We start from the raw sequence: 26,638 nt of genomic DNA, 5'->3' as shown, positions 1-26,638 counted from the left end.
ACCGCCGCAATCTTGCAACATACGGGTCCCGAAGCTATTGATTCCCGCCGTTGCGCCCCCGAAGCACGTGCCTGCGTCCCGTCAGACCGCGATGCTTGTTCTAAAACACAATATATATGCGCCTAAAGACGTTGATTAACGCTTTCGATGCGTATACACACAGCTTGGCGTGCTGAATACTCGCAAAAATGCACGCCGCTCCCTATGGGACCCGTCTGCGGCAGGCGCGAAGCGAGTCGGAGCTTCGCAGAACGGGGCTTGGCGCATTGCTTGGCGGGCCCGGGGCCCTGCCGCAGGCCTTTGGTGCTGTGGAAAACGCCCGTGCTCGCGTCTGGCTGTGTGGCAAATGTCAGACGGGGCGCCGGACGCGCGGACTTTGTGCGTTCGCGCTCATTAGGTAAAAACAGAGCCGCCCGTATCGGGCGGCTCGGCAATCAAAAACCTTGGATTCGGGGCATAAACTACTGGTTTGTTTGCCCCTCGAGCATGCCGTCGAGGGTGCGCCAGGCGAGCTCGGCGCATTTGACGCGGGCGGGCATGTGCGAGATGTCCTGGAGCTGGGCGGCCTCGTCCAGATCTTCCAGGTCCTCCTCGGAGAGCTGTTCGCCGCGGATCATGGCGAGGAAGAGCCCTGCCAAGCGACGCGCTTCCTCGACGGTCTCGCCGGTGATGAGGTCGGCCATGATGTCGGCACTGGCCTGACTGATGGCGCAGCCGTGGCCGGTAAAGGAGGCCTCCTCGATCACGCCGTTCTCGACGCGCAGCTGCAAGGTGAGCTTGTCGCCGCAGCTGGGGTTGATGCCGTCGTGCTCGTGTGTGGGAGCATCCATCTCGTACTTATAGTCGGGGTGCGAGTTATGCTCCATAAATGTGGTAGAGGTGTACAGATTACCCATTGAACGTGCTCCAAACGTGATGCAGGCCGGCGATGAACTTGTCGATGTCGGCCTTGTCGTTGTAGAAGGCCACGCTGGCGCGGCAGCAGGCGAGGTTCTCGACGCCCAGCCAGGTAAGCAGCGGCTGCGCGCAGTGGTGGCCGGCGCGGATGCAGACGCCGTCCATGTCCATGATGCTCGCGACGTCGTGCGGGTGGATGCCCTTGACGTTAAAGCTCACGACGCCGTGGTGGTTATCCCAATAGATGGAGCCGATGATCTGGACAAAGTCGAGCTGCATGAGCTCGCCCATCAGGTAGTGGACGAGTGCCTGCTCGCGTGCCTGGATGTTCTCGTAACCCACCGTGTTGACCAGGTAGTCGAGTGCCGCACCCGTGGCGAAGATGCCGGCGGCGTCCTGCGTGCCGGCCTCGAATTTCTCGGGGACGGGCGCCCAGACGGCGTCCTGCTCGGTGACCGAATCGATCATCTCGCCGCCAGTGAGCATGGGCGGCATGGCGTTGAGCAGGTCCATCTTGCCCCACAGCACGCCGATGCCCATGGGGCCCATGGCCTTGTGCGCGCTAAAGGCAAAGAAGTCGGCGCCCAGGTCGGCCACGTTGACCGGCATGTGCGGCAGCGACTGCGCACCGTCGACGACCAGATAGCCGCCGTACTTGTGCACGAGTTTGCCGAGGTTCTTGACCGGGTTCTCGACGCCCAGCACGTTGGAGACCTGGCCCACGGCCAGGATCTTGGTCTTGGGACCAACCTTGGCAAGAACTTCCTCGGTGGTGAGCTGGCCGGTCTTGGTGGGGTAGAGGTAGACGAGCTTGGCGCCGGTCTCGCGGCAGACCTGCTGCCACGGAATCAGGTTGGAGTGGTGCTCCATGATGGTAATGACGACCTCGTCACCGGGCTCGAGCACCGTTGGCGCAAAGCTCTTGGCGACCAGGTTGAGCGACTCGCTCGTGTTGCGGGTGAAGACGACCTCGTTGGCCTGTGAGGCGCCGATGAGGTCGGCGATCTGCTGGCGGACCTTCGCGATGGCCTCGGTGGCCTCGACGGACAGCGAGTACAGGCCGCGCAGGGGGTTGGCGTTCATACGCTGGTAGAAGTCGCGCTCGGCGTCGAGCACGCAGGCAGGGCGCTGCGCGGTGGCGGCACTATCGAGGAAGGCGATCTCGGGGTGCTGCTGAAACAGCGGGAACTGCGCCTTGTAGGGGTTGGTCTCGATGTCCACAGTGGGCCAGCCGCGCGAAGCCTCGTCGCTGGCGTCGAGCTCCATGGGCTCGGGGGCAGTACAGGTGTCGCATTTAACGTGCTCGGTGTCGATCATGCGAGCTCCTCTTCAAAGTTGTCGATCAGGTTGTTGCCCAGGCGGACGACGGCTGCGTGGGTGCGCTCGTCGGTGGCGGAAAGCGCGGCGTCCTCCAGCTTGGCGCGGATGAACAGGTCCTCGGCGGCGTTTTGGTCAAGGCCGCGGCAGGCGAGGTAGAACAGCTGCTCGTCGCGGACGTGACCGATGGTGGCGCCGTGGTTGCCGGCGACGTCGTCCTCGTCGCAGAGAATGACGGGAACGGTCTTGTTGTCGACGCCCTTGTTGGCCAAAAGCACCGTCTCGCGCTCGGTGCCGGTTGCACCCTTGCAGCCGTGCACGAGGTCGATGGTGCCGCGGTAGACCTTCTTGGACGTGCCGGTCAGCACGCCGTTGGCGTCGATCTCGCACTCGGTCTTGCGACCGCGGTGGCGCAGCTCGTAGTTGAAGTCGCGCACCTGCTCGCGGGCGCCAAGGTAGTCAGTATCGATGGTGACCTTGGCGGTATCGCCTAGCAGGTCGCCGGCAAGGCCGGTGGCGCTGGCGCCAGCACCCAGGACGGTGTGCTGCACGTTGACGCGCGCGCCCTCGTCCAGGAACAGGCCGGTGTCGTCGAGCGCGATCCAGCTATCGTCGAGCGTCTGCGTGCAGGTCACGTTGACGGTGGCGTACTCGTGGGCGCACACGCGTAGCACGGAGCCCACGACACCCTCGCCGGTAACGGGGGAGTCCAGGGCAATAAGCAGATCGAGCGTTGACTGAGGACGGGCGACGACGTCGATGGCGGCGATGGCCGCGGCTGCATCGACACCGCTCACGCGCACGGTAACCGTGGCGTGCTTGTATGCGGGTACATCGATGACGATGCGCTTGGTAGCGTGCTCGGCCAAGTAGGCGTAGGCAGCCTCACCCATGCCGGTTTCGAAGGCCTCAGCAGGGGAGAGCTCTTCCTCGAGCTTAATGGCGCCGGCCTGGTAGACGGAGGTGGCGGGCACGTCGAGCTCGGTCTCGGGCGTGATGCGGGCGCGGTCGGCGGCATCACCCGGGGCGGAGGCGCGGCGCTCGGGGAAGCGTTCGGCCATGGCGTCCATAGCGGCGTCGAACGCGTCTGCCACGCCAGCAAATTGCTCGTCCAAGCCCTCGACCTCAATGGTCTCGGCGGGAGCGGCAGCAAGCTCGTCAGAGAGCTCGAGCTTGGTCTGATTCATCTTCAGCCAGCCCCATGTGGCAGCCGGCATCGCATTGACCTGCTCAAGGGTGGTAGCAGCGGTGTTCGTGGTCTGATTCATTATCCGATCGCTCCTTCCATCTCGAGCTTGATCAGGTTGTTCATCTCGACGGCGTACTCCAGCGGCAACTCTTTGGAGACCGGGTTGGCAAAGCCGTTGACGATCATGGTGCGAGCCTCTTCCTCCGGGATACCGCGGCTCATCAGGTAGAACACCTTGTCGTCGCCGATACGACCGATGGTGGCCTCGTGGCCGATGTCGACGTTCTTGGCGCGGATGTCCATGGCCGGAATAGTGTCGGAGCGGCTCTGGTCGTCGAGCATCAGCGACTGGCAGCTCACGGTTGCCTTGGAGCCCTCGGCCTTGGGCGTGGCAACGATGGAGCTGCGGAAGGTCTGGATACCGCCGCTCTTGGAGATACCCTTGGTCTCGACGGTTGCCGAGGTATCGGGCGCGTTGAGCACGACCTTGCAGCCGGTGTCGAGGTTCTGCCCGGCGCCGGCAAAGGTGATGCCGGTAAAGCTCGAACGGGCGCGGCGGCCGTTGAGCACGCTCATGGGATAGAGGTAGCCCACGTGGCTGCCGAAGGAGCCACTGATCCACTCGATGTCGCCGTCCTCGTCCACGCGCGCACGCTTGGTGTTGAGGTTGTACATGTTCTTGGACCAGTTCTCGATGGTCGAGTAGCGCAGGTGCGCGCGCTTGCCCACAAAAAGCTCGACAGCGCCGGCGTGGAGGTTGGCCACGTTGTACTTGGGCGCGGAGCAACCCTCGATAAAGTGCAGGTCGGCATCGTCCTCGACGATGATGAGCGTGTGCTCAAACTGGCCGGCGCCCTTGGCGTTAAGGCGGAAGTAGCTCTGCAGCGGGAAGTCCAACTTGGTGCCCTTGGGCACGTAGACAAACGAGCCGCCCGACCATACGGCGCCGTGCAGGGCCGCAAATTTGTGGTCGGTGGGTGGGATGAGCGTCATAAACTTCTCGTGGATGAGCGGTTCCCACTGCGGGTCGTGCAGGGCTTCCTCAATACCGGAGTAGACGATGCCCATCTTGGAGGCGGTGTCCTGCATGTTGTGGTAGACGAGCTCGGAGTCGTACTGCGCGCCGACGCCTGCCAGGTAGCTGCGTTCGGCCTCGGGGATGCCCAGGCGCTCAAAGGTGTTCTTGATGTCGTCGGGCACCGACTCCCAGTCGTGCTTTTGGTCGGTGTTGGGCTTGACATAGGTGACGATGTTGTCCATGTCCAAGCCCTCGATGGAGGGGCCCCACGTCGGATCCGGGAAGCGGTTGAAAATCTCGAGGGACTTTAAGCGCAGGTCGAGCATCCACTGCGGCTCGTCCTTTTTGGCGCTGATCTCGCGCACGATGTCGGGCGTGATGCCGGCGTCGAGGCGCTCGAATCCCTCCTCGCCATAGGTGAAGTCGTAGAGGCTGCGGTCGATGTCCGCGACCTCGGTGCGGTTCTTGGTCATTGCGTCGCCCCTTTACGCCTGCTGCTCGGCAGCAACGGACTCGGCCTGGGCGCGCTGCTCGGCGGCCTCGCGCTCGAAGGTCTCAAAGCCGTTCTTGTCGATCCAGGGGATGAGCGAGGCGTCGTCCTCGCGCACGATGTGACCCTTGACCATAACGTGGACGCGGTCGACATCCAAGTGCTCCAGGATGCGCGTGTTGTGCGTGATGATGAGCATGGAGCCGTCGCAGCTCTTGCGGTAGGCGTCCATGCCGTGGCTGACGGTGGAAAGCGCGTCGACGTCCAGACCAGAGTCGGTCTCGTCCAGGATGGCGAGCTTGGGCTGCAGCAGCAGAAGCTGGAGCATTTCGACCTTCTTCTTCTCGCCGCCCGAGAAGCCCACGCCCAGCTCGCGGTTGAGATAGGCGGTATCCATGTTGAGCTCGGCCGCGAGCTCCTTGACGCGACGGCGGAACTCCTTGCCCTTCATCTCCAGGCCGGGGCGGCCGGCGATGCTGGCGCGCAAAAAGCTCGACAGCGGCACGCCCGGAATCTCGACCGGGGCCTGGAAGCTCAGGAACAGGCCGGCGCGCGAACGCTTGTCGGTGGTGAGCTCGGTGATGTCCTGGCCGTCAAAGACGATGCGGCCGTCGTTGACCGTGTAGACGGGGTCGCCCATGACCAGGTGGCCGAGGGTGGACTTGCCGGCGCCGTTGGGGCCCATCAGCACGTGGGTCTCTCCGGCGGCGACGTTGAGGTTGACGTTGTGGAGGATGGTCTTCTCGTCCACGGAGGCGGTGAGACCTTCGATGGAAAGCAGCGGATTTGCGCTCATGCTGTCCCTCTCTGTATATGGTGTACTCATAGGTGTACTAAACCCTAGGAATCTTCTCGGAATAAAGTTACTATGGGTTCGGCGTTAGTCAAGGGAAAACCCGACTAATCCACTCGACATTTCTAGATGTGGGACAAAATAACAAGGTTTGTTTGTCCCACTTACTTAAGATTTGGGACAAACAGACCTGGTTATGTTGTCCCAGATGCGATGGGAGGGTAGGTATGCTCATTTCTTCCAAGGGCCGCTATGCCCTCCGGCTGATGATCTATATCGCGGCGCTCGGTGACGCCGAGGGCAAAATTGCCCTGCGCGAGGTTGCCGACCGCGAGCATATCTCGCAGAAGTATCTGGAACAGCTGGTTCGTCCGCTTATGAAGGCTGGCCTGCTTAAGAGCGTGCGTGGCAAAGGCGGTGGCTACATGATGGCCAAGGACCCCGCCGAGGTGCGTGCTGGCGACATCCTGCGTGCCGTCGAGGGCAGCACGGCTCCGGTGGCGTGCGACGGCATCGACAACAGCTGCACCCGCAGCGATTTGTGCTCGACCGTCAAGTTCTGGCGCGGTCTGGACGACGTGATCGAAAAATACGTCGACGGCGTGACGTTGGCCGACTTGGCCGCCGTCCCCGAGATCAACTTTGACATTAAGTTGTAGGGCTGCAAATGACATCTCTCGATAAGGTGTACAAGCAAATCGAAGTTTTTGCTCGGGAATGTGATACCGAGAAGGTTGTGCTGTTTGGTTCTCGCGCTCGAGGTGACGGTTTGCCTAAGAGCGATATTGACATCGCCGTAGCAGGTTGTCAGGATTTCGGCCGTTTCTCATATTTGATCGAGGAGCGTCTTGATACTCTTTTAGATGTAGATGTCGTCAATCTCGACGAGTCCTTATCGCAGCAATTGCTCGATGAAATTGCCAGGGATGGTGTGATTCTGTATGAAAAAATATGAGAACTTTGCCAGCGCCTTGGCGAATCTTGAGGATGCGCCCAATCAGGATCTCAACAATGATTTTGTTCAGAGTGGATTGATTAATAAGTTCAATCTTCAATTTGAACTGAGCTGGAAGCTCCTTAAGCGTTTGCTCGAGTATGAGGGCGCCACGCTTGCCGCGTCGGGGTCTCCTCGTGCCATCTTGAAGGAGTCCTACCGATTCTACGACTTTATTGATGAGGCAGCCTGGCTGGATATGCTCAGAGACCGCAATACGAACGTCCATATCTACGACAACAAGCTCGCTCAAGATTTGATTCAGCGCATCTTGAACGTCTATATTCCCGCTTTCTGCCAGTTGAGAGACGGGCTGACGAAACGTTACGGCGAGCTTCTGTTGGCGCCCGATGACCAGTTTGTCTAATTCCTTAAGATTTCGCGGAGGGTTGTTGCCGTTTACCGAGGGGTTGTTGTGCAACAACGGGCGAGCTGCAATACTTATTTTTATCTTTGCAAACTGAACTTTAACTACACCAATGCAGGGAGGATCTTATGCAGCCCAAGCATTCTGCGATTGTCGCGGGCCTGACGTTGGCGCTTTCGTTTGGCGCCGTTTCCGCGCCGGCACCCGCCGCTGCCGAGGAGCCCACGCCGGGCGTTGCCTCGGATGCCACCGATATCGATAAAGGTCTCTACACCCAGCAGTCCTTCTCGGGCGTGCTGAGGTCGGTCCAGGGCGTTTCGTTTGTCAACGTGACTCCCGAGATGAAGTACTTTACCAAGTACGAGAGCCATGGTAACTACAACCAGGGATTTTCGTTTGGTGACGGCTATAACGCACTGGGTTACTATCAGTTTGATCGCCGCTGGTCGCTCATTCCGTTTATGAAGCAGGTTTACAACTACGATTCTGCCAAGTACAGCATGCTCAAGGATGCGATTGATCGCGGCAGCGAGATTTCCAACACGAGCAATGCCATGTACGAGAACGGCCAGCTCACCGAGTTGGGCCGTATTGCGCAGGAGGCCTTCCAGGGTGCTTACAACACCGATCCTGTTGAGTTCTCAGCACTTCAAGATGCTTATGCGTACAACTCGTACTATGCGGTGACCGAGGCGTGGCTCAAGAGCGGCCTGGGTATTGATATTTCGGGCCGCGCTGACTGCGTCAAGGGCATGGTGTGGAGCATTACCAACATGTGCGGCACTGGTGGCTGCAGGGACTTTTTCCGCTGGGCGAATCTTTCCAACGATATGTCCGATCGCGAGTTTGTGACGGCGCTTTCCAACAGCGTGGTCAATAACGTGGCGACCAAGTATTCGAGCCAACCCCAGTATCATGAGGGCTGGAAGAACCGCTACCGCAACGAGCTAAAGGACTGCTTGGTTTATATCGCTGAGGACGAGGCTGCCGCCGCGACGCCCGTGCAGCCCGAGCCCACACCGGCGCCCTCGCCGACACCTGATTCGAATGACGACTCGAGTGACGATGCCAACGATGACAGGATGGATGCGCCCTCGACCGATGCTGACGGTAATGGCTCTGCTGGTGGCACTACCAACGACGGCTCTACCTCGAACGGCTCCGATTCGAACGGCTCTGCTGCGGGCGATTCGCCTTCAAGCTCTGCCGGCAATACGGACAGCGACGCTTCTGGTTCGACCGGCGCTGACACCTCTAACTCATCTACCGGCTCTAACAACGGCTCCGGCTCTGACGCAACCCCTGATTCCGATGCTTCCAAGGACGACTCGAATAAAGCGCCGGACGCTCCCGTTGCTTCGCCGGACAAGAAGCCCTCTTTCTCCGAGCAGCTTGGTTCTACGCTGGGTTCTTCGCTGATGGCTGGCGTCAATAACGGCTCGGCCCAGAACAAGGACAACTCTGATCAGGTTTCCACGGAAAAGACCGAGGCCTCAAAGGGCGACTCCAAGGACAAGGCTTCCGAGAAGACCGAATCCGATAAGGGTTCTAGCTCTGAGGAGAAGGGCGACAAGTCCGAACAGAAGAAGGACGAGAGCAAGACCGAGGGCGAAAAGAAACAGCCCGAAGACGACGACAAGAGCGGTGCTGACAACCAGGCCCAAGAGCAAAATGACTCCAAGACGGTGACCACTACAACCACGACGACTACAACGACCAAGTCATCTGGCGGTAACATGCCCAAGACGGGCGACCTTATCGTTATGGCGAGCCTTGCCAGTGCAAGCTTGGCCACACTGGGCGCTACGTCTATCGTAAGTGGTAAGCATAAGCTCGATCAGCAGAAGAAAGCTTCTGGGGAGGACGGCTCGGAGGAGTAGCCTCTCGGTTGCCAGATAACTAAAGAGTTGGGACGGGGTCCGGTGCGAATGCATCGGGCCCCGTTTTGTTGTGCAACGATTAGTTATGCCCCCTCATACCTCTTGTTGCTACCGTTGCCCGATATGTTCGCGCGGCGACATCGGTACATGCGATGCGGTCATTACAATTGGCATCGTGCTGCGATTTAGGGGGAACGTTTTGGTGTCTGAACAGGCAAATGTTGATTGTGCTGCTGGCTTTGGCGTGCGCTTGATCGGCTGTGCCGACAATGCTGTTTTGCCCATTGGCATACACGACTATGCGGAGGCCCTTGGTTGCTGCATGCTGGTTGACAAGACCATGTTTATTGCCGATGTGCTGGACTGCGACACGTCCGTTGTGGTGTGCTGTCGACCCGAGGGTTTTGGCAAGAGCATGAACTTGTCGATGCTCAGGGCTTTTCTGGAGCGTCCCGCGGTCGGTCGCGCCGGTCGGAGCTCGTTTGCCGATGCTCAGATTTGGGATGCGGACGGCGGGCGTTATCGGGATGAGTACGCTTGCTATCCGGTGATATCGCTGGATTTTTCTGGCGCTGCGAGGCGTGGCGCCGCTATTGCCGACGTCGTGCGCGATGCTCTTTCGGGCGAGTGCGCCCGCCTGCTGGCGCTTTTGGAGGCTCCGGATTTAGCTCGAGATAAGGTGCGTCACATCGAACGTGTTGCGCGTGGCGCGGCGGGCGAGGACGAGGTCGCCTCGGTGCTTGGCGTGCTCATTGAGCTGCTGGAGATGGCCTGCGATGAGCAGGTTGTATTGCTCGTTGATGGGTACGACGCGGCGTGGTTGGGCCGTGCGAGCGCGAGGGTCGCTTCCGGCGCCGATCCGGCAGGGCTATTCGATCGCGTGCTGTTCGACGCCATTGCCACTGCGCGCGATTCGTTGCGGCTGACGTGTCTGATGGGGGAGTGTCCCGGTCCTGCCGAAGCGGCGCTTTCTTCGCGCGGCTGCTCGTATTGTCTGTCGACGCCGCTTTCGACGTGGTGTGACCGTTGGTTCGGCTTTTCGGATGCCGAGGTCCTGGCTCTGTTGAATCATGCTGGGCGCGAGGAATACCTTGATGATGCGCGTGAATGGCTCGAGGGGTATCGGTTTGGCAGGGCCTATTGCTCGAGTCCAGCGCGCGTGATCGGTTTTCTGGACCGAGGCTGCACGGCGCCTGTGCGTGCCGATCTGTATGGATATGCCGATTGCCTGAGTAGGGTAGTCGCCGGGTGGAATCTCGACCGCCTTTCGGTCTTGTTTGATTTGCTCGAGGCCCATGGGTGCGCTGAGGTCCCGCTTTGTTTGGGCACTGCAGAGCCAGATGTCTCGCCTGATGATGGCCTGTGGACGGCGCTGTATCTGTCCGGTTTCCTGACGACGGATATGACTGAGGAGCCAGAGTATGGCGATCGCCTCCGTGCTTTGCGATTGCCCAATAACGAGCTTCGACAGGCCTTGCGTCTAGTGATTGTTGAGTGGTTTGAGTGCGCTGCCGAAGACATTCGAGACGTCGATGCGTTTCGCGACGGGCTGTGCCGTGGGGATGAGGATGCGGTGAGGCGGGCGCTAAGCCGCATCCTGGGTGATGCGGGAATCGGTGAGACCGACCTAGATACGCCGCTGCCATATCATCTGCTCTTGCAGGGGCTCTGCTTTGGCTTGCCGGGCTATGCCAATCCTGCCTCGAGACGAAAGTGTGGCGCGGGTCGCTGGGACATCCAGGTTTTCCCTACGGGTGCTGTGTTCGACGTAGCAGACACGATTGGCATGCTGGACGAGCGCCCGCTGATAACGATTAACTTGATGTATGACCCCGATGTGGATGCGCTGGGCCTGGAATTGCTGGCCGTGCAGTCGCTACTCGACATAGAGCGCGGCGGCATCGACGAAATCCGTGTACCGCGCCCCGGCGTGGGTCGCATGCGCTGGGGGTTCGGTTTTGATGGGCAGCATGTGGCTACGGTGTGCCAGCTGCTTTAAGCGCCGAGGTGTTTCCGGCTTCCGTTACTCCGCGTCCTTCAGGGGCGGCATGGGCTTCCAGTTGGGATCCTTGATGATCTTGCGGGCGTCCTTCATACCTCGGCGCAGCGCCGGAATGCCGGTCTTAAAGCACTTGTCGACCGCGGCCAGGCGAATGAATTCCTTGCAGAAGGTCGCGGCGTTGCCCAGACGGAACAGCATAGGGTGGTAGTCGCCGTAGATCTGCATGTAGCGTGCCAGATAACCGCGGTTGCGCATGATGTAGTAACGGTTGGTGTCGCTCGTGGAGTTGAGCTGGCGCTTGCCGGCGATATCCCAGTTAGAGACGGCGCGGGCGCGCTTGAGCACCACGTCGGCAACAACGGCGGCGGGGAAGTGCTGGCTGGCCACGTAGCCGTAGCAGGCATCGTCGCCGTAGATGAAGAATCGCGCATCCGGCAGGCCGATCTTGTCGACCACGCGGCGCGAGAACAGGCCGCCTTCAAAGCACAACTGGTTCATGGCGCGGTAGCCCTTGGGGCCCAGGTCCCACTTAGCGATGGGGTTGGGGATACCAAGCGAAAGGATGAGCTGGTACTGCCAAAAGAAGGCGCCGCCGTCAAAGTCCAGGCGCGAACCCTGGATGACATCGTAGCGGTCGGTCCACTTGGCAAGACGCTCGATGCCTTCGGGGATGACGAGCACGTCGTCGTCCATCACCCAGAACCACTGGGCGCCCAGGTCGTAGGCGCATTTGGTGCCGGCGGAGAAGCCGCCCGCACCGCCGCCGTTTTCGAGCTGCGGGGCGTAGATGACACGGTCGGTGCCGCCCTGCGCGTCGGGCTGCTCGGTGTCGATGCCCCACAGGTTGGCCAGGCGCTCGTTGAATGCGGCGCACATGGCCTCGGTCTCGCGCGAATTCTCGTTATCGACAATCACGATGCGCCAGGGCGCGGCCGTGAGCTCGGTCATGGAGTCGAACAAGTTGGCCAGGAGTTCCTGGCGCTTGTACGTAACGACGACGATGGCGAGCTTATCGATGGGAGCGGGAAGGGTTGAAGGCATGGGGCAATATATCCTTTCACGCGCGGCGGGCGAGTGCTGCGCGGAAGCTATCGAATACGTCCTTGGGACGGTCCTATTGTAAAGGCTCGGCGCACCTTAGCGGCAAGCTTTGAATAAAACGCAGGAACCTGCCATGGGCCCGCCGCATGACGTGGGGCTGCTTTGCCCGCAAGAGGCTCCATAGATTATATAAACGCCCGCTGGCGCGCTGACCCTTTGATACCATGAAACGACAGGTATTTCCTAAGGAGCACATTTGTCTACTAACGCCTCTGGCAGCCCTGTTCTGTCGCTGCTTATTCCCATTTACAATGTTCAGCGCTACCTGCGCGAGTGTCTCGATTCCGCCCTGGCGCAGACGCTCAAGGATATTGAGATCATCTGCATTAACGACGGGTCGACCGACAACTCGCCGGCGATTATCCGCGAGTATATGGAGCGCGATGGGCGCGTCAAGATGATCGACAAGGCCAACAGCGGCTACGGCGACTCGATGAACCACGGTCTGGAGATGGCGCGTGGCAAGTACGTTGGCATCTTGGAGTCCGATGACTTTATGGCGCCCGACGCACTCGAAAAGCTTGTCTCGGCCGCCGATAGCAATAATGCCGACTTTGCGAAGGCGAACTTTGATTTCTACTGGTCTAAGCCCGAGGAGCGTCGTTCGCTGCACGAGATGTTTAAGGCAAGGGATTGTGGCAAACCGGTGCATCCCAGCAATACGACGCAGTTCTTTAAGCAAAAACCGTCGATTTGGTCGGCCGTGTACCGTCGTGATTTTCTTGAGCGCAACGGTATCAAGTTCCTGCCGACTCCGGGGGCATCCTTTCAGGACACGTCATTTGCCTTTAAGGTGATCGCGTGTGCCGAAAAGGCTATTTACCTGCATGATGCCGTGTTGTCGTATCGCCAGGACAACGAGAATTCCTCGGTCAATTCTTCGGCTAAGGTCTTTTGCGTCAATACCGAGTATGCCGAGATTGAGCGTTGGATTCGAGAGGATTATGCCCGCGACCACGCAAGTGATGACGTCGCGCGCATGCTCAAGTTCAACCAACTCATTAAGTACGATTCGTATATGTGGAACTACGTGCGCTTGGCGCCTAAGTTCTATAAGGAGTTCCTGGTTCAGATGGCCAAGGAGTTCCAAGCGGCCTTGGACGCGGGGGAGTTTTCGCTTGACGACCTCAAGCCGTGGAAGCGCGCAAATCTCGCTGCCATCCTCAAAGATCCTGAGGGCTGGGTTGACGAGCATCCGAGTTTTGCGACGGATGGTGCCTTGGGGCGTGCTAAGTATTACGCCTCGGTTGGAGGCCCAGGCGTGGTTGCTGCCTTCCTCATCGAATCGCTGAGGGGGTAGGTCGACATGGGAGAGACTTTGACCCCCAAAGCGACCATTGTCGTCCCCGTTTACAACTCTGCGCGCTCCATTCAGCGATGCCTCGATTCGCTGTTGGCTCAGTCCGAACGCTCGATTCAGGTTGTCTGCGTCAACGACGGTTCGACTGATGATTCGTTGAACGTGTTGCGCCAGGTCGCGCAGGCCGACGATCGCGTACTGGTGATTGACCAGGAAAATGCGGGTGTCTCGTGTGCTCGAAATGCCGGTATCGATGCCGCCGAGGGCGAGACCGTCTTTTTTGTGGACGCCGACGATTATATCGATGCCCAGACGGTCGAGCGCGTACTGCATGCCATGGAGTCTGTAGATGCCGAGGCCGCCGTTTTTGGCGGCGTCTGTGAACCAGCCGATGCTGCCCCCAAACGCGTCCATCAACTCATGAGCCCCAAAGCCGGTACCTTCGACGCCCGTGATCCCCAACTTCTGTTCCATTCGAATGCGCAGCCCTATGCCTGCCGCGTGGCTTTTTCGCGCGAGCTGCTCAATCGCGAAGGCATTCGCTTCGCCCCCGGTTTGGCTTTGGGCGAGGACGTCGTCTTCCAATTTGCGGCTTATGCGCTTGCCCGCAAGACCGTCGTCATGCCGGACAAGTTCTACCACTACGTGATGGAGAGCGAATCGGCGACGCACGAGTTCAACAGTGCCGAGGCTCGCGCCAAAAAGCTTGACGCCCACATGAGAATGCTCGAGGAGGTCTTGGAGGGCTGGGCGGCCTACGGTCTTTTGGACCTGTGCCCCGGCGAGCTGATCACCTGGTTCCTGGACCTCATTGTGTTCGACCTGGCGCGCTTGGATGCCGATGACTTCCATCGCGTGGCGGCTCGCGTCAACATGGACCTCACGACGTTTTTGGGAACGGAGTGGGCGGATATGCCTGCTAAGGGCGCCGTTCGCCGTGTTGCCCACAAGCTCGTTGCGGCGACCTCGGGCGTTTCGATGGCAGATGCCGCGCTGTTCTATCTTTCGACTCGCGGTCTCAAAGCCTGCCTGGAGCGTTTTATTTAATTCCAAGCGCTGCCGCCCGCCGCAACTCGGCTGCTAAAATAACCCTGTTACACGCTATTCAACAGGAGGTTCTCTTGCAGAACTCTGATACCCCTAAAGTTTCGCTTCTTGTTCCCATCTGCAATGTTGAGCGCTACCTGCGTGAGTGCCTCGATTCCGCCGTGGCGCAGACGCTCAAGGACATCGAGATCATCTGCATCAACGACGGCTCCACCGATAGCTCGCCAGATATCATCCGCGAGTACATGGAGCGCGACCCCCGTGTAAAGATGATCGACAAGGCCAACAGCGGCTACGGCGACTCGATGAACCGCGGCCTGGAGATGGCGCGCGGCGAGTACGTGGGCATCCTTGAGTCCGACGACTTTATGTTTGAGGATTCACTCCAAAAGCTGGTCGCCAAGGCCGATGCCGAGCATGCCGATGTGGTAAAGGGCGACTTTTACCTGTATTGGTCCACGCCCAGCGAGCGGCGTGAGCTGTTTGGGATCATCGACGAGCATATGACGGGCGCCGCGTATCGCCCCGTCGATCGCCCGGGCATCTTCTACCGCAAACCTTCCATTTGGTCGGCTATCTACCGGCGCGAGTTCCTCAACGACAATCAGATTCGGTTTCTTCCCACGCCAGGTGCTTCGTATCAGGATGCGGGTTTTAACTTTAAGGTCTGGGCATGCGCCGAGCGTGCTGCGTTTATCGCGGACCCCATTTTGTGCTATCGCCAAGATAACGAGAAGAGCTCCGTTAATTCTCCTAACAAGGTGTTTTGCGTGTGCGACGAATATACCGAGATGCAGCGCTTTTTGGATGAACGCCCCGAGCTTAAGGCTCAGCTTCAGGGTATTTTAATGCGCATGAAGGTCGATACGTACCGTTGGAATGATGAGCGCCTGGTCGATGAATTGCGCGAGCAGTTTTGGGAGAAGGCATCTCCCGAGCTCAAGGCCGATTGGGATGCCGGTCGCTTTGACCTGTCTCTCTTCGACCCGCGTGGCGAGACCGACTTGCGACTGATGGTCAAGTCGCCCCGCGCCTATATCGATTCGCGCTTTGATTTTAAGAAGCCGGGCAAGCTCAATACGTTTAAACACTACTTTAAGATCGGCGGCCTGCCGCTGGTCTGGCGCGTGCTGACGTATCAGCGCGCCTACGGCGACAACCCGCACCCCGATGACGTTCCGGTCGCACAGTAGGAGCACTTGACTATGGCTACCCCCAAGATTTCCGTTGTCGTTCCTATCTATAACGTGGAGGAGTGCCTGGCCTGGTGCCTGGACTCCCTGCTTGCGCAGGACATGCCCGATTGGGAAGGCGTGCTGGTCAACGATGGCTCGCCGGACGGTTCGCGCGATATTGCGGCTGCGTATTGCGAAAAGGACGCGCGCTTTACGCTGGTCGATAAGCCAAACGGGGGCCTGTCGAGTGCGCGTAATGCCGGCATCGCTGCGTCCACGACGCCTATCGTCGCGTTTTTGGATTCCGACGACCGGTTTACGCCCGATGCATGCCGCGTGATCGTCGATGCCTTTGAACGCGAGGATTGCGACGTGTTGACCTTTGGCGCGAATCCGTATCCGCTGGAGGCGGGGTATCCGTGGCTTAACTATGTACTGAGCCCGCGCGATGTATCGTTTGAAGGCTATGGCTCCGACCTGCTGTTTAAGGAAGCGTCTCGCCCCTTTGCATGGCGCACCGCTTGCAAGCGTGAGTTTTTGCTGGGCAACGGGATCGTGTTCGACGAAACCGTTAAGTATGGCGAGGACCAGGTCTTCGATTTTGCCGTGTACGGTCGCTCGCGCAAGACCGCGCTTATTTCGAACAAGCTGTATGACTACCGCGTGGCGCGCAAGGGCTCGCTCATGGACACCATGCGCTATGACGACGAGACGCGTCTGCTGGAGCATGTGAAGATTTACTCCGCTGTGCTGGCTGACTGGCAGCGCGACGGTCTCGATGTCCAGTATGCCGATGACCTGGCGTACTTCCTATGCGATCTGGTGCTGTACGATGCGCTCAGGTTGCTGGGTTCGGACTGCGGCAAGGTGTTTGCTGCCGTTGCCACGGCGCTTGCCGGTTCTGCCGTGGGCAGCGATGCTGCGCTCGCACAATGCGCTCCTTCTGTTGCTGCTATGGTGCGTGCGGCGCTTACCAGCAGGGCCCCCAATGCCCGTGCATGTAAAAAGCTCATGTTCGATTACGACGTCTTGAGGTTTGGGCGCCTGGGTGCCTGCAAACGCATGGCAGCGAACGCCCTGGGAAAGCGAGAAGTGTAGATGAGTATCAAGCGTTTGGCGCTTTGCCGCAGTCAGGGCCGTCTGTTTGTGCTGCTTCGTTTTGCCGGTCAGGATGTCACCGCGCTTATTGAGCGGGAGGGTTCTCAAGCGTTTGCCCATGCGACGACGAGCGGCTCTTGTGTGCCGTCGCTGGTACTCCCGGTCGATCATGGCCGTGTGCTGACGCTTTGCCCTTCCGTTTCCGATTACGAACGCGAGCTCGCCGTCTTGGTACTTCCGTTTTTGGATGGCTCGTCGATGGATGCCGTTTTTGCATTCGGTGGCCAAAGGTTGGGCTCTATTCGCCTCGATAGCCGCGTGGCCAAGCTGGAATCCAAGATTAACTACAAAGCAAAGCCTGCGCTGTGTGCGCTTATCCGCGATGCGCAGCGTGGCGAATGCTGCGGTCGCTACGAGATCGATGCCATTCGCTATTTGCCGGCAGACGCCGGCGCGGTGTGGCGCTATGAGGTTACGTGGGTGGGAGACTCCAAGTGCACCCCTGAGCTCCAGATTTTCGATGCGCATATGAATGCCATCGATGTCACCGTGCATGTGTTTGAATCGCAGATCGATGTGCCGCAGCGCAACGGTTGCCGCGTCAATAAAACGTATTTGAGCGTTGAGATGCCCCAGGATATACGTGATTTTGTCGCGATTGCGGCTGATCCCACGGGCCTAATCCAGAGCGGTTTTTGCGCCATGGATGGTCGCCTGTACAACGGCATTGTCGACGACAGCTGGAACCGCATGAAGGACGCGCGTGCAGACGACGCAGCTTATCGACGTTGGTTTGAGCAACATCGCGCAAAGCCGGGCGATTTAGCGTGCCAGCGTGTCGCTTCGGTGGCTTTTGCCTATAGACCACTCGTGAGTATTGTGGTGCCGTGCTACAAGACTGATCGGGAATACCTGCGCGAGCTGCTGGACTCGGTGCTAGTCCAGAGTTATGACAACTGGGAACTGCTCCTTATGGATGCCTCGCCTGAATGGGATGCGGTGGCCGCCCTTGCGGCAGGTGCCAACGACGAGCGCATCCGTCGCATCGAGCTTCCCGGCAACGGCGGCATTGTGGTCAACACCAACGCAGGTATCGAGCAAGCGACGGGCGACTACATCGCGTTCTTGGACCATGACGACATCCTGGAACCGGACGCGTTGTTCCACTATGTTGCCGCGCTGAACAAGGCTGCCGAGGACGAGCGTCCCCAGGTCCTGTTCTGCGACGAGGACATGTTCCAGAAAACGGGGGAGTGGGGCCAGCCGGTCTTTAAGACCAAGCTCAACGTCGACCTGCTCTATAGCCATAACTGCGTGACGCATTTCCTGATGGTGCAGAAGGCGCTTATTGATCGCATTGGCATGTCGCCGGAAGACGTCGCGGGCGCCCAAGATTACGACCTGACGCTCCGCTGCCTTGCGGCGGGCGCGCGGTTTGAACATGTTGCGCACGTACTGTATCACTGGCGCGTGCATCCCGGTTCAACCGCCGACGGTTCTGCCGATAGCAAGCCGTATGCTATTGAAGCTGGGCGCCTTGCGCTTCAGCGCCACTTTAACGCGCTGGGCATTTGCGGAACGGTCGAGGAGGCCGAGACGCCGTTTGTCTATCACATGCGTTATGCGCTGCCGGAGTCTGCGCCGCTGGTGAGCATTGTGATTCCCACTAAGGATCACGTTGAGACGCTCGATGCCTGCGTGATGTCGATCGCTCAGAAGGCAACGTATACCAATTACGAGATCGTCTTGGTGGAGAACAACAGCGAAGCCCCGGAGACGTTTGCGTATTACGAAACCCTGCCAGAGCGCGTGGCTGCAGCATCCGAAGGCAAGGGCATCGCGCGTGTTGTGTGCTGGCCGGGCGAGTTCAATTACTCTCAGATCATCAATTTTGGTGTGAAGCACGCCAAGGGCGACTACCTGCTGCTGCTCAACAACGATACCGAGGTCATAAGCCCGGACTTTATCGAAGAGATGATGGGCTATCTGCAGCGTCCCGATGCGGGCGTGGTGGGCGCCAAACTCTACTTTGCCGATCATCTGGTGCAGCATGCCGGCATTTTGGTTGGCGTGCGTGGGGCACTTGCCCATGCCAACCAGGACTTCTCGGCAAAGCGCGAGGGCTATCTTGCCCGCGCTGTGCGCCCGGGCAACTTTAGCGCCGTAACGGGTGCCTGCCAGATGGTGCGACGCGACGTATTTGAGCGCGTCGGCGGCTACAACGAGGAATTCGCCGTTGGCTTTAACGACGCAGACTTTTGCCTGCGCGTATGGGAGGCGGGCTACCACACCATCTATACGCCTTATGCCGAGCTGTATCACTACGAGTTCACCTCGCGCGGCAGGGAAGAGGCCAACGAGGAAAAGCTGCGCCGCTGGAAGCGCGAGCAAGCGCTGTTTATGCAGCGCTGGCCGGAGTTTTTCTTGACGGGTGATCCGTGGTTGGGGCCTAACTTATCTGCCGAGAGTGAGTATTTCTCGCTTTAGACAATGGTTTAACTGCTGTCGAGAACCGCTAAGACCACTAAGGGCTATGCCTATCTGGTGCAAATGGTCGGTTACTCCATTTGGCAGCGCGCCAACTTGCATCGTGCCAAAAGTGCCATTGTGAGCGAACACGATGTCACCGAAGGCATTGCGCTGGCAGAGGCTCGTTTTCACGATGTTGTTCACGAGCCCGCGATTTCTGGACTGGGACTTAACGATATCAAATACCTTTTGGCGATGTGCGAGGATAAACAACAGTCCAAATCAGCCGAGATTGCTAAGCGCATGGGTAAAAAGACCAATGAGATCAGCTCTATTAGGGCCAAATTGCTACAAAGAGAGGTTATTCAGGCACCACAGAGGGGCTACGTGCAGTTTGCCGTGCCGGACCTAGATATCTATCTGCGAGAGAATGCTGCGGAGATTCTCGAGCGGTTCTAAATCGAGGCATGAATAGCCGCCGGTTAACTGCCTTTGTCGACTTGGCTCGCGTCCCCCCCCAATCTAGTAGACTTTAAACCGTTGCTAGATTAGGGGGATTTTCAATGAAACGCTCCATGAAACTGGTTTCTGCGAGGACCTCGTGCTGGTGGGGGACGTCAGCACCGGCAAGACGCACATGGCCTCGGCGCTGTGCATGCTGGCGTGCGAGCGGAGGATGGAGGCCCGCTTCTTCACCGCGTCATCGCTCGTCATGCGGCTGCGGCGCGCCCGCGACGAGGGGCGCCTTGACCGTGAGGCCGCGCTCATCGGCTGCGCTAGGCTGCTCGTCATCGACGAGCTCGGCTTCCTGCCGCTGGATCTCGACGGCGCGCGCGCTCTTCTAGGTGTTCGCCGACGCCTACGAGCGGCAGTCGGTGGTCATCACCACGAACCTGGAGTTCAGCCGGTGGGGCGCGGTGTTCGGCGACGACCAGATGGCGGCGGCCGTGCGCATCGCCAGGGCCACGGCCATGTGGGTCTTGCCCCTGCCGGTCTTGCCGAAGAACACGAGGTCCTCGCGGGGGCCGACGAAGCCCAGCGAAAGCATGTCGTCGCGGCCCCAGCCCTCGGAGAACCGCACGTGCGACCAGTCGAACCCCTCGGCCGACTTGTGCACGGGGAGCCTCGCCTGCCTGAGCAGCCGTGCCCTCTTGGTCGCGTCCCTGTGCGCGAGCTCGGCCTCGAGCATGGCCCTGCAGCCCGCCACCTGCGTCCTCTATCTTGTCCACGTCGATCATTCCCTCCTGCCTTTGCTCGTTGCCGATACGACGCACCGACAACGTTAAGGCATGCGGTCTGGTCGGCGTGGCCGTGCTCAAAACCGAAAAACTATCGTGCTCAATTCTGAAAATCGGATGTGATCAAACCCGCAATCACGACGTTAACAAACACAAATAGGCCGGCGCCAACGACAGGCTCGCCCCGTCGAGGCGGGCTGGGATATAATTTCCTAGAAGGAGGCCAAGGGAGGTTCGATGAAGAAGGGCATGAGCATCAATTCCCTCATGAAGCACATGAGGACGAATCACGGTATGGAGGATTTGCGGGGGAGCGACAGAAAGATACTGCTGAGAAACATGGGCTATTTCCATGGCTATAAAGGCTTCCGGTTTGTCCGAAAGCCCAAAAATGCGCTCCCCCTCCCTTCGTTCGATGCACTCATGGACATATACGGGTTCGATTCCGCCATCAAGGCTGCAATCTACCCGGAGATAATGTTCATCGAAACGGCGGTTAAAAACATAGTCTTGGCCAGAATACTTGAGAACATAGAGGACCCCGGGCTGGCGACCTTCTTAAAGCGCGGCCTCCGGACATGCAGGGATGTCAACGGAAGGGTCGTGAACGGGCAGATGGGGGAAAAGCTCAAGCTCAAGAGCCAGCTTCAGAACATCGTGAGACGGAGTTACAAAAACGATCTCGTGAAGCATTATGTCGATCGCGACGATGACGCGCCCGTTTGGAGCATTTTCGAGGTGATGACCCTCGGCGATCTCACAAGCGTATGCAGAAGCCTTCCCGATGAAATCCTCGCCGATATCGCAAGCGACCTAGGTCTCTTACATGCGAACCCCGGCATCGTCATCAACATCGTCGAGACGATTCGTCCCTTAAGGAACGCGGTCGCCCATAACGGGGCGGTATTTGATTCGAGGTTCAGCCAATCGGTTAAGTATCCCAAGACCGACAGAAACCTGGCCGCGGTTGGCGAGCTTCTCGATGAGGATCTTTCTATCGGGTACAGGTTGAATTTCAATTCCATAATCGACTACATCGTTCTCCTGGCCTACCTATTGACCTTGCTAACGCATCAGAAGAAGCGTTCCAGAGATTTTCTTCGGAAATGCCTGCGGGAGCTCGAGAAGCTCGAGAGCGCTGTCGGGGTTGATACGTACATGATGATCGTCGGAAGCGGTGACCGGCAGAAATACGGATTTATTGAGGGGTTCATCGATGGCTACGGGCGCAAGCGGTGACGTTCCTTCCGTGTGCTAATATGTGTAGAGAGAAACGGCGAAACGCCGTGGGAGGGGCCGATCAGTCGACTCCTCCCTTTTAATATGAGTTGAACATTGCCAAGAGGCAAAACCGGCCCGGCCGCCCGCGGAGCTACCGCGCACGGCCGGGCCTACCTATCTTCACCCCTGTATCACTACGAGTTCACCTCGCGCGGCAGGGAAGAGGCCAACGAGGAAAAGCTGCGCCGCTGGAAGCGTGAGCAAGCACTGTTCATGCAGCGCTGGCCGGAGTTCTTCCTCAGCGGCGATCCGTGGTTGGGGCCAAACCTATCTGCCGAGAGCGAGTATTTCTCGTATTAAGGCAATGGGTTTAGGAAGTCCTGAACTTTCTTTCGCTATGAGCTTGGAAGAAAGCAATGGTGGACTATTAACTAAGTCATATTACGAAAGCTCGATACTTCCGCGATAAGTTTATACAGCCTTATATAACTCGATATTATTCGATATAGTCTGCGATAATTATTTAACCGATGATTGGCTGTTAATCGATTCCCTAGAAAGGCAAACAAGTGAGCGCCACAGCATTCCATAATCCGTTTCGTCCCACTGCCGGCGCTGAGCCTCCGCGCATAATTGGTCGTGATGATATTGCCCTTGAGTTTACCGAGAGTTTGAATGCGGGAATTGGTGCACCTGCGAGGCTCATGCGTATTGCTGGACCGAGGGGCTCCGGAAAAACTGTTTTGCTCTGCGATCTTAGGGATCGTGCGCGAGAGCTTGGATGGAAGACCGCTATTGTTTCTGCTGGCCCTAACCTATTGCTGGACTTGAAGGATCAGGTTGCTGATTCTTCCCTTGCGGCCAATGCTTCGGTCGGTGTAAACGCCGGCTTTGTTTCTGCGAAAGTCGATGTTGCACCCAAAGAGTCGAGCCTTAGAAAGTTGCTAAGTTCGGCGGCGAAGTCATCCGAGGGTCTTTTTATTGCCATCGATGAAGTTCAGGACGCTCCGATTGACGATATGCGTGCCATTGCGTCTACGGTTCAGCTTTTGATAGGGGAAAAAGTAGATATCGCACTTGCCTTTGCCGGGTTACCCGCCGGTGTTATGGATCTTATTAACGGCAAGGCGCTTACGTTCTTGCGTCGTGCCCTCCCCGAAGATCTGGCGCCTATCAACCAGGTGGAGGTAGCGCTCTCTATGGGCGATAGCTTTGTCGCGACTGGCTTGACCATAGAGGACAATCTCCTGTCGAGAGCCGCTAAGGCCACTAAGGGCTATGCCTATCTGGTGCAACTGGTCGGTTATTCCATTTGGCAGCGCGCCAACTTGCATCGTGCCAAAAGTGCCATTGTGAGCGAGCGCGACGTCACTGAAGGCATTGCGCTGGCAGAGGCTCGTTTTCACGATGTTGTTCACGAGCCCGCGATTTCTGGACTGGGGCTCAACGATATCAAATACCTTTTGGCCATGTGCGAGGATAAACAACAGTCCAAATCATCCGAGATTGCTAAGCGCATGGGTAAAAAGACCAATGAGGTCAGCTCCATTAGGGCAAAATTGCTACAAAGAGAGGTTATTCAGGCACCACAGAGGGGCTACGTGCAGTTTGCCGTGCCGGACCTAGATATCTATCTGCGAGAGAACGCCGAGGAGATTCTCGAGCGGTTCTAGGTCGAGTGAGGGCGACGTCATGTTCTTTAAGACTGCTATCAGCGTCGATTGCCATATCGGGTTTTTCTGGGGCGGCAGTCCCCGTGATAATAGAGATGTGGCATTCATCGTCGCCCGCTAATCAGATTTCGTCTATCTATAACATTGCGTGTTTTAATTTGCAGGAACAAAGATATCATTCGCAAAGCGTGAGGGTTATCTTGCCCGTGCACAACTGTTTTCGTTGCTAGACACCAAAAGCAACCCTTTTAGTTGCATGAGACATAATGCAACTGTTTTCGTTGCTATATACCAAACGCAACCCTTTTAGTTGCAAGAGACAAAATGCAACGGTTTTCGTTGCCTGATGCCAAACGCAACTCTTATTATGTAGTTGTTAGCTTTCTCACATACATTCATTTACAACAGGCATCTACGAATTCAGCCGTCTCATATATTCCTTATAAGGCATGAGAAAATGAACCCGATACATGGTATTCAGCGCTAAAAGAGACGAAATGGACATACCGTCTCTATGCTGCCGATACGGCATCGCGAACAACCCCTTCGCGCGGTTGCCCTTGCCCTTGAGCGACTCAGGGAAGTAGATCTCGTCGAGCTCGCCGCCGCAGCCCCGCCCGGCCCTGAATGGGGGCAGTGGGCCGAGAGGCACTCGATCAGCCTATGGCGCATGGCGTAGGCGGTCTTGAGGCAGACGCGGCTGCGCTCGACCTCGTAGGCGGGGCCGGCCGTGTCGTCGAACGCCGCCGCGCGGATCACGTCCCTGACGGACTCAATCGCGCGGCGGCGCTCGGTCCCGCTCAGCTTCGCCATGTCCCGTTTGAAGGCGATTACCAGGTCCTCGGCGTTCATGCTGCCCCGCGGTCTACGAGGCTAACGATATGGCGCCGTGGGGACAGATGTGTGTCAATCCTGGTCTAACAGAGCTTTTTTAATTGACGCGCCCATATAAATCTTTTCTGCATACTCGACTGCTTCTGCAGCCTCTGCGGCGCTCCGTAATTGGTAAAGCGACCTGACAGAGAGTGGAATTCGATGTCATAGCTGGCGTCTTCATCGGAGGACAAGACTGCTTGATGACTATATGTTTTCATCTCTAGCCATCTCAGGCTATTATAAATATATCCGTTGGCAGCTTTTACGATTTCCGGTACGTTCCAATCGGAATCATTTTTTGGTAGTTGATAGACATGACTTCTGCTTCGTATGTGCATTCAGTATTTTTGCACTGGATAAAATCAACTGCATCTAATTTAGCTAGATCGGGAAGCGATATTGCATGGCGCTAAGCTTGACACAGAAAGAAACATATCGGGAGACGCTGGCTAATCTCGTTGCCAAGCAAAACGATGGCGCCTCCATTGTTTCCGCAAAGAAGGAGCTGGAAGCGCTATCGACTTCTCTCGTCCCGCGAATGCTTTACCGCTATCGACCTCCAAGTGAATACGCTTTTGCCGATCTAGAAAACGCGACTGTTACATTTTCTCATCCAAAGGTTTTCAGCGATCAGTGCGACTCGGTACCGATCTATAACTGGAATGGTATAGATGAAATCGAAAGTAATCTCAATGATGATGAACAAGCGTTAAAGATAATAAATCAAATTGATTTTAGACGACTTGCGTTTGTTTTAGGGGTTCTGGGGGCTCCTTTTAATCCAGCAAGAATAGATGAGTTCGAGATACTATCCGATGAGGGAAAAGTTAGTCTTTTTCGCTCGGCTGTTAAAAACTTGCGCTTATTTGTTGGAGGATTTGTTGCCCCAGTTCATCAGAATAGCTGCCGAAATTGTTGTCGCATTTTGTGCCTAACGGACAATCCTAGCGATTCGAATATGTGGAATGTATATTCCGAAAGCCAAGCGGGTTTCGTTCTTGCTTACGACAGAGAAGCTATTCGCAATTGCAACATAGCTAACGGAATGCGCACTGAATTATTACCAATTTTATATGATGACGAACCATTTAATTGCGACCCTCAAATTGCTTGGACTGCTGCTAGGATGCTTGGTCTTAATGTGAGCAGTGATGACATGCTTAATGATCTACGGGCAATTTACAGAAAGGGCAGTGTGTTTGAGCGGGAGAACGAATATCGTGCCCGTCTTGTACCAGAGCCAGATGAGCTTGAGATGAATTATGTACAACGCCCATGCAAGCCGTTGCGAATTATTCTTGGGAGCAGGATGACTCAAGAGGATAAAGAGCTTTGCATTTGCGCGGCGAATAAACTGGATATTCCTGTAGATGAACAGTGCTAGTTATCCTTTAATAGTGCCGTATAGTCAATTATTTGTCAGCTGAATCGGGCGTCAGTAGACTTCTGAGCTGGCGATTGCTATATCTACGGGGGCATTTCGAAAGATAATTTGGTGTAATTTACGTTAACGGGAGTTGCTTGTCTATGAGTTTATCTTTATCAAATTGGGATTACTACTTGGTTCTTGAAAGAGAGCTTGTTAATTCCTTTAATTATGTTGAGCTGAGCAACGATAATTTCTCAACTTATTCAGTTGAATTTGCAAAGATGCTTTTATCGATTTGTTCTGAATTTGATTCGGTTTTTAAAGATTATGTCGAACTTCGATCCGGAAATAGACCATCTAATATCAAGGAAGCATTCGAGTGCCTGTCTGCTTTGAATGATATTGCCTTTGTAAATGAGGTAGTTGACATTGCGATTAACCAGAGTATTTCACTCAAACCTTTTAATGCGTGGATAAATGGAATGTATGCAAAATTAACTTGGTGGGATAGCTATAACGCTGTGAAACATGATCGTGGTACGTATTTTAGAAAAGCTAATTTGGAGAACTGTTTGAATTCACTGGCAGCTTTATTATGTATCGAAATTGTCAGTTTGAAATGTTTTGGAGTTAAGCGTTTGACTCCAGTTAATCGATTGTTTCGTATACCTAACAAACAACTTTGCCGATCATTGCCGGGCCAAAATGGACAATGGGATTTGGTTATCGATTCTAAGGAGCTGAATGAAACATCAAATATGAGACCTGCAAATTTGATGATAGTGAAGAGCGTGAGCTAGCGATACTTTGGATCGCACAAAAAATAGATGGCGTAAGCGTGGGGGGTGTTCCTATAGTTTTGTCAACTGGGCAATGCTGTTTTCGAGATTGAATCGCGACATGCTAACGCCAGGCCTTTCGGCCGATGGGCTCCAATCTGTTCGGAGCGCTTCGACTAGGCGGCGTAGGGCACCCTGTCCCGCATGATCGCGTAGATTGTGTTTCGTCAAGAGGATTTGAGCAAAAAGAGCATCGGAAATTGAGCAGTCGCAGCATCGGAAGCGCGCACGCTTTTTGAGCGGCTAGCTCTCCTGCATGAGGGCATGGCGGACGCGGTAGGACTC

23 protein-coding genes and 1 pseudogene are annotated in these 26,638 nt (G+C 56.9%); 17 read left to right on the top strand and 7 right to left on the bottom strand.

The annotated features are described in order from the left end of the window. Positions 1-461: 461 nt before the first annotated feature. The 5 genes from sufU to sufC are packed head-to-tail and all read right to left on the bottom strand — an operon-like array spanning position 462 to position 5,707. The gene (sufU, locus tag RX395_RS07655; protein ID WP_316366661.1) at positions 462-896 is read right to left on the bottom strand and encodes a Fe-S cluster assembly sulfur transfer protein SufU; all 435 of its coding nucleotides are present in this window, start codon (positions 894-896) and stop codon (positions 462-464) included. Further along, complete coding sequence (locus RX395_RS07650; RefSeq protein WP_316366659.1) at positions 889-2,214, bottom strand: aminotransferase class V-fold PLP-dependent enzyme; 1,326 nt, start codon at positions 2,212-2,214, stop codon at positions 889-891. Before RX395_RS07650 ends, sufU begins: the two co-directional genes overlap by 8 nt. After that, complete coding sequence (locus RX395_RS07645; RefSeq protein ID WP_316366657.1) at positions 2,211-3,482, bottom strand: SufB/SufD family protein; 1,272 nt, start codon at positions 3,480-3,482, stop codon at positions 2,211-2,213. The genes RX395_RS07650 and RX395_RS07645 overlap by 4 nt, the downstream gene beginning before the upstream one ends. Continuing rightward, entirely contained in the window at positions 3,482-4,894 is a 1,413-nt protein-coding gene (sufB, locus tag RX395_RS07640; RefSeq protein WP_316366656.1) for a Fe-S cluster assembly protein SufB, read from the bottom strand. Before sufB ends, RX395_RS07645 begins: the two co-directional genes overlap by 1 nt. Positions 4,895-4,906: 12 nt before the next feature. After that, on the bottom strand, positions 4,907-5,707 hold the full coding sequence (gene sufC / locus RX395_RS07635; RefSeq protein WP_316366655.1) for a Fe-S cluster assembly ATPase SufC: 801 nt from the start codon (positions 5,705-5,707) through the stop codon (positions 4,907-4,909). 224 nt (positions 5,708-5,931) lie between these two features. Between sufC and RX395_RS07630 the strand changes: the two genes are divergently transcribed. The 5 genes from RX395_RS07630 to RX395_RS07610 all read left to right on the top strand — a co-directional run bounded on the left by RX395_RS07630 (position 5,932) and on the right by RX395_RS07610 (position 10,944). Next, positions 5,932-6,363 (top strand): RrF2 family transcriptional regulator, encoded by a 432-nt coding sequence (locus tag RX395_RS07630; RefSeq protein ID WP_055310594.1) that lies wholly within the window; start codon positions 5,932-5,934, stop codon positions 6,361-6,363. An 8-nt stretch (positions 6,364-6,371) separates the two neighbouring features. Continuing rightward, positions 6,372-6,659, top strand: a complete 288-nt coding sequence (locus RX395_RS07625; RefSeq protein WP_316366652.1) for a nucleotidyltransferase family protein — start codon at positions 6,372-6,374, stop codon at positions 6,657-6,659. Beyond that, positions 6,646-7,065 (top strand): HI0074 family nucleotidyltransferase substrate-binding subunit, encoded by a 420-nt coding sequence (locus RX395_RS07620; protein WP_035138648.1) that lies wholly within the window; start codon positions 6,646-6,648, stop codon positions 7,063-7,065. The genes RX395_RS07625 and RX395_RS07620 overlap by 14 nt, the downstream gene beginning before the upstream one ends. Before the next feature lie 128 nt (positions 7,066-7,193). Further along, complete coding sequence (locus tag RX395_RS07615) at positions 7,194-8,945, top strand: VgrG-related protein (RefSeq protein ID WP_316366650.1); 1,752 nt, start codon at positions 7,194-7,196, stop codon at positions 8,943-8,945. Positions 8,946-9,147: 202 nt separating this feature from the next. Continuing rightward, a complete protein-coding gene (locus RX395_RS07610; protein ID WP_316366648.1) occupies positions 9,148-10,944 on the top strand; it encodes an AAA family ATPase in 1,797 nt (598 codons plus the stop codon). A 24-nt stretch (positions 10,945-10,968) separates the two neighbouring features. Here RX395_RS07610 and RX395_RS07605 read toward each other — a convergent pair whose 3' ends face one another. Beyond that, positions 10,969-11,988 (bottom strand): glycosyltransferase, encoded by a 1,020-nt coding sequence (locus RX395_RS07605; RefSeq protein WP_316366646.1) that lies wholly within the window; start codon positions 11,986-11,988, stop codon positions 10,969-10,971. Positions 11,989-12,244: 256 nt separating this feature from the next. On the opposite strand from RX395_RS07605, the gene RX395_RS07600 reads away from it, so the two are divergent. From RX395_RS07600 to RX395_RS10280, 7 genes and pseudogenes are all read left to right on the top strand, one after another. Further along, positions 12,245-13,348, top strand: a complete 1,104-nt coding sequence (locus tag RX395_RS07600; RefSeq protein ID WP_117772959.1) for a glycosyltransferase — start codon at positions 12,245-12,247, stop codon at positions 13,346-13,348. Between the two features lie 6 nt (positions 13,349-13,354). Beyond that, the gene (locus RX395_RS07595) at positions 13,355-14,395 is read left to right on the top strand and encodes a glycosyltransferase family 2 protein (RefSeq protein WP_316366644.1); all 1,041 of its coding nucleotides are present in this window, start codon (positions 13,355-13,357) and stop codon (positions 14,393-14,395) included. A gap of 74 nt (positions 14,396-14,469) precedes the next feature. Further along, positions 14,470-15,588 (top strand): glycosyltransferase family 2 protein, encoded by a 1,119-nt coding sequence (locus RX395_RS07590; RefSeq protein ID WP_158558594.1) that lies wholly within the window; start codon positions 14,470-14,472, stop codon positions 15,586-15,588. Between the two features lie 12 nt (positions 15,589-15,600). Then, on the top strand, positions 15,601-16,668 hold the full coding sequence (locus RX395_RS07585) for a glycosyltransferase family 2 protein (protein ID WP_316366642.1): 1,068 nt from the start codon (positions 15,601-15,603) through the stop codon (positions 16,666-16,668). Further along, positions 16,669-19,155 carry a glycosyltransferase family 2 protein gene (locus tag RX395_RS07580; RefSeq protein ID WP_316366640.1) on the top strand — a complete coding sequence of 829 codons (2,487 nt, stop codon included), beginning with the start codon at positions 16,669-16,671 and terminating at the stop codon, positions 19,153-19,155. Positions 19,156-19,275: 120 nt separating this feature from the next. Continuing rightward, positions 19,276-19,596, top strand: coding sequence for a hypothetical protein (locus tag RX395_RS07575; RefSeq protein ID WP_187361856.1), 321 nt, complete (start codon positions 19,276-19,278; stop codon positions 19,594-19,596). A gap of 178 nt (positions 19,597-19,774) precedes the next feature. Beyond that, a pseudogene (locus RX395_RS10280) lies at positions 19,775-20,027 on the top strand (ATP-binding protein); the annotation flags it as partial. On the opposite strand, the gene RX395_RS07565 reads toward RX395_RS10280, so the two are convergent. Continuing rightward, positions 19,997-20,326: an ATP-binding protein gene (locus RX395_RS07565; RefSeq protein ID WP_117757953.1), complete on the bottom strand. Its 330-nt coding sequence runs from the start codon at positions 20,324-20,326 to the stop codon at positions 19,997-19,999. The pseudogene RX395_RS10280 and the gene RX395_RS07565 overlap by 31 nt on opposite strands. Before the next feature lie 286 nt (positions 20,327-20,612). Between RX395_RS07565 and RX395_RS07560 the strand changes: the two genes are divergently transcribed. The 5 genes from RX395_RS07560 to RX395_RS07540 all read left to right on the top strand — a co-directional run bounded on the left by RX395_RS07560 (position 20,613) and on the right by RX395_RS07540 (position 26,314). Continuing rightward, complete coding sequence (locus RX395_RS07560) at positions 20,613-21,614, top strand: Abi family protein (RefSeq protein ID WP_117757939.1); 1,002 nt, start codon at positions 20,613-20,615, stop codon at positions 21,612-21,614. 96 nt (positions 21,615-21,710) lie between these two features. After that, complete coding sequence (locus RX395_RS07555) at positions 21,711-21,956, top strand: hypothetical protein (RefSeq protein ID WP_117839759.1); 246 nt, start codon at positions 21,711-21,713, stop codon at positions 21,954-21,956. Positions 21,957-22,165: 209 nt separating this feature from the next. After that, a complete protein-coding gene (locus RX395_RS07550; RefSeq protein ID WP_231500720.1) occupies positions 22,166-23,269 on the top strand; it encodes an ATP-binding protein in 1,104 nt (367 codons plus the stop codon). A gap of 1,291 nt (positions 23,270-24,560) precedes the next feature. Beyond that, entirely contained in the window at positions 24,561-25,529 is a 969-nt protein-coding gene (locus tag RX395_RS07545; protein WP_316366634.1) for a DUF2971 domain-containing protein, read from the top strand. 143 nt (positions 25,530-25,672) lie between these two features. Next, the gene (locus RX395_RS07540; protein WP_022094837.1) at positions 25,673-26,314 is read left to right on the top strand and encodes a hypothetical protein; all 642 of its coding nucleotides are present in this window, start codon (positions 25,673-25,675) and stop codon (positions 26,312-26,314) included. Positions 26,315-26,638: the final 324 nt, after the last annotated feature.

Origin of the sequence: Collinsella aerofaciens, from assembly GCF_032584215.1 — a bacterium.
GTDB lineage: Bacteria > Actinomycetota > Coriobacteriia > Coriobacteriales > Coriobacteriaceae > Collinsella.
This window is presented reverse-complemented; position numbering and strand designations above follow the sequence as displayed.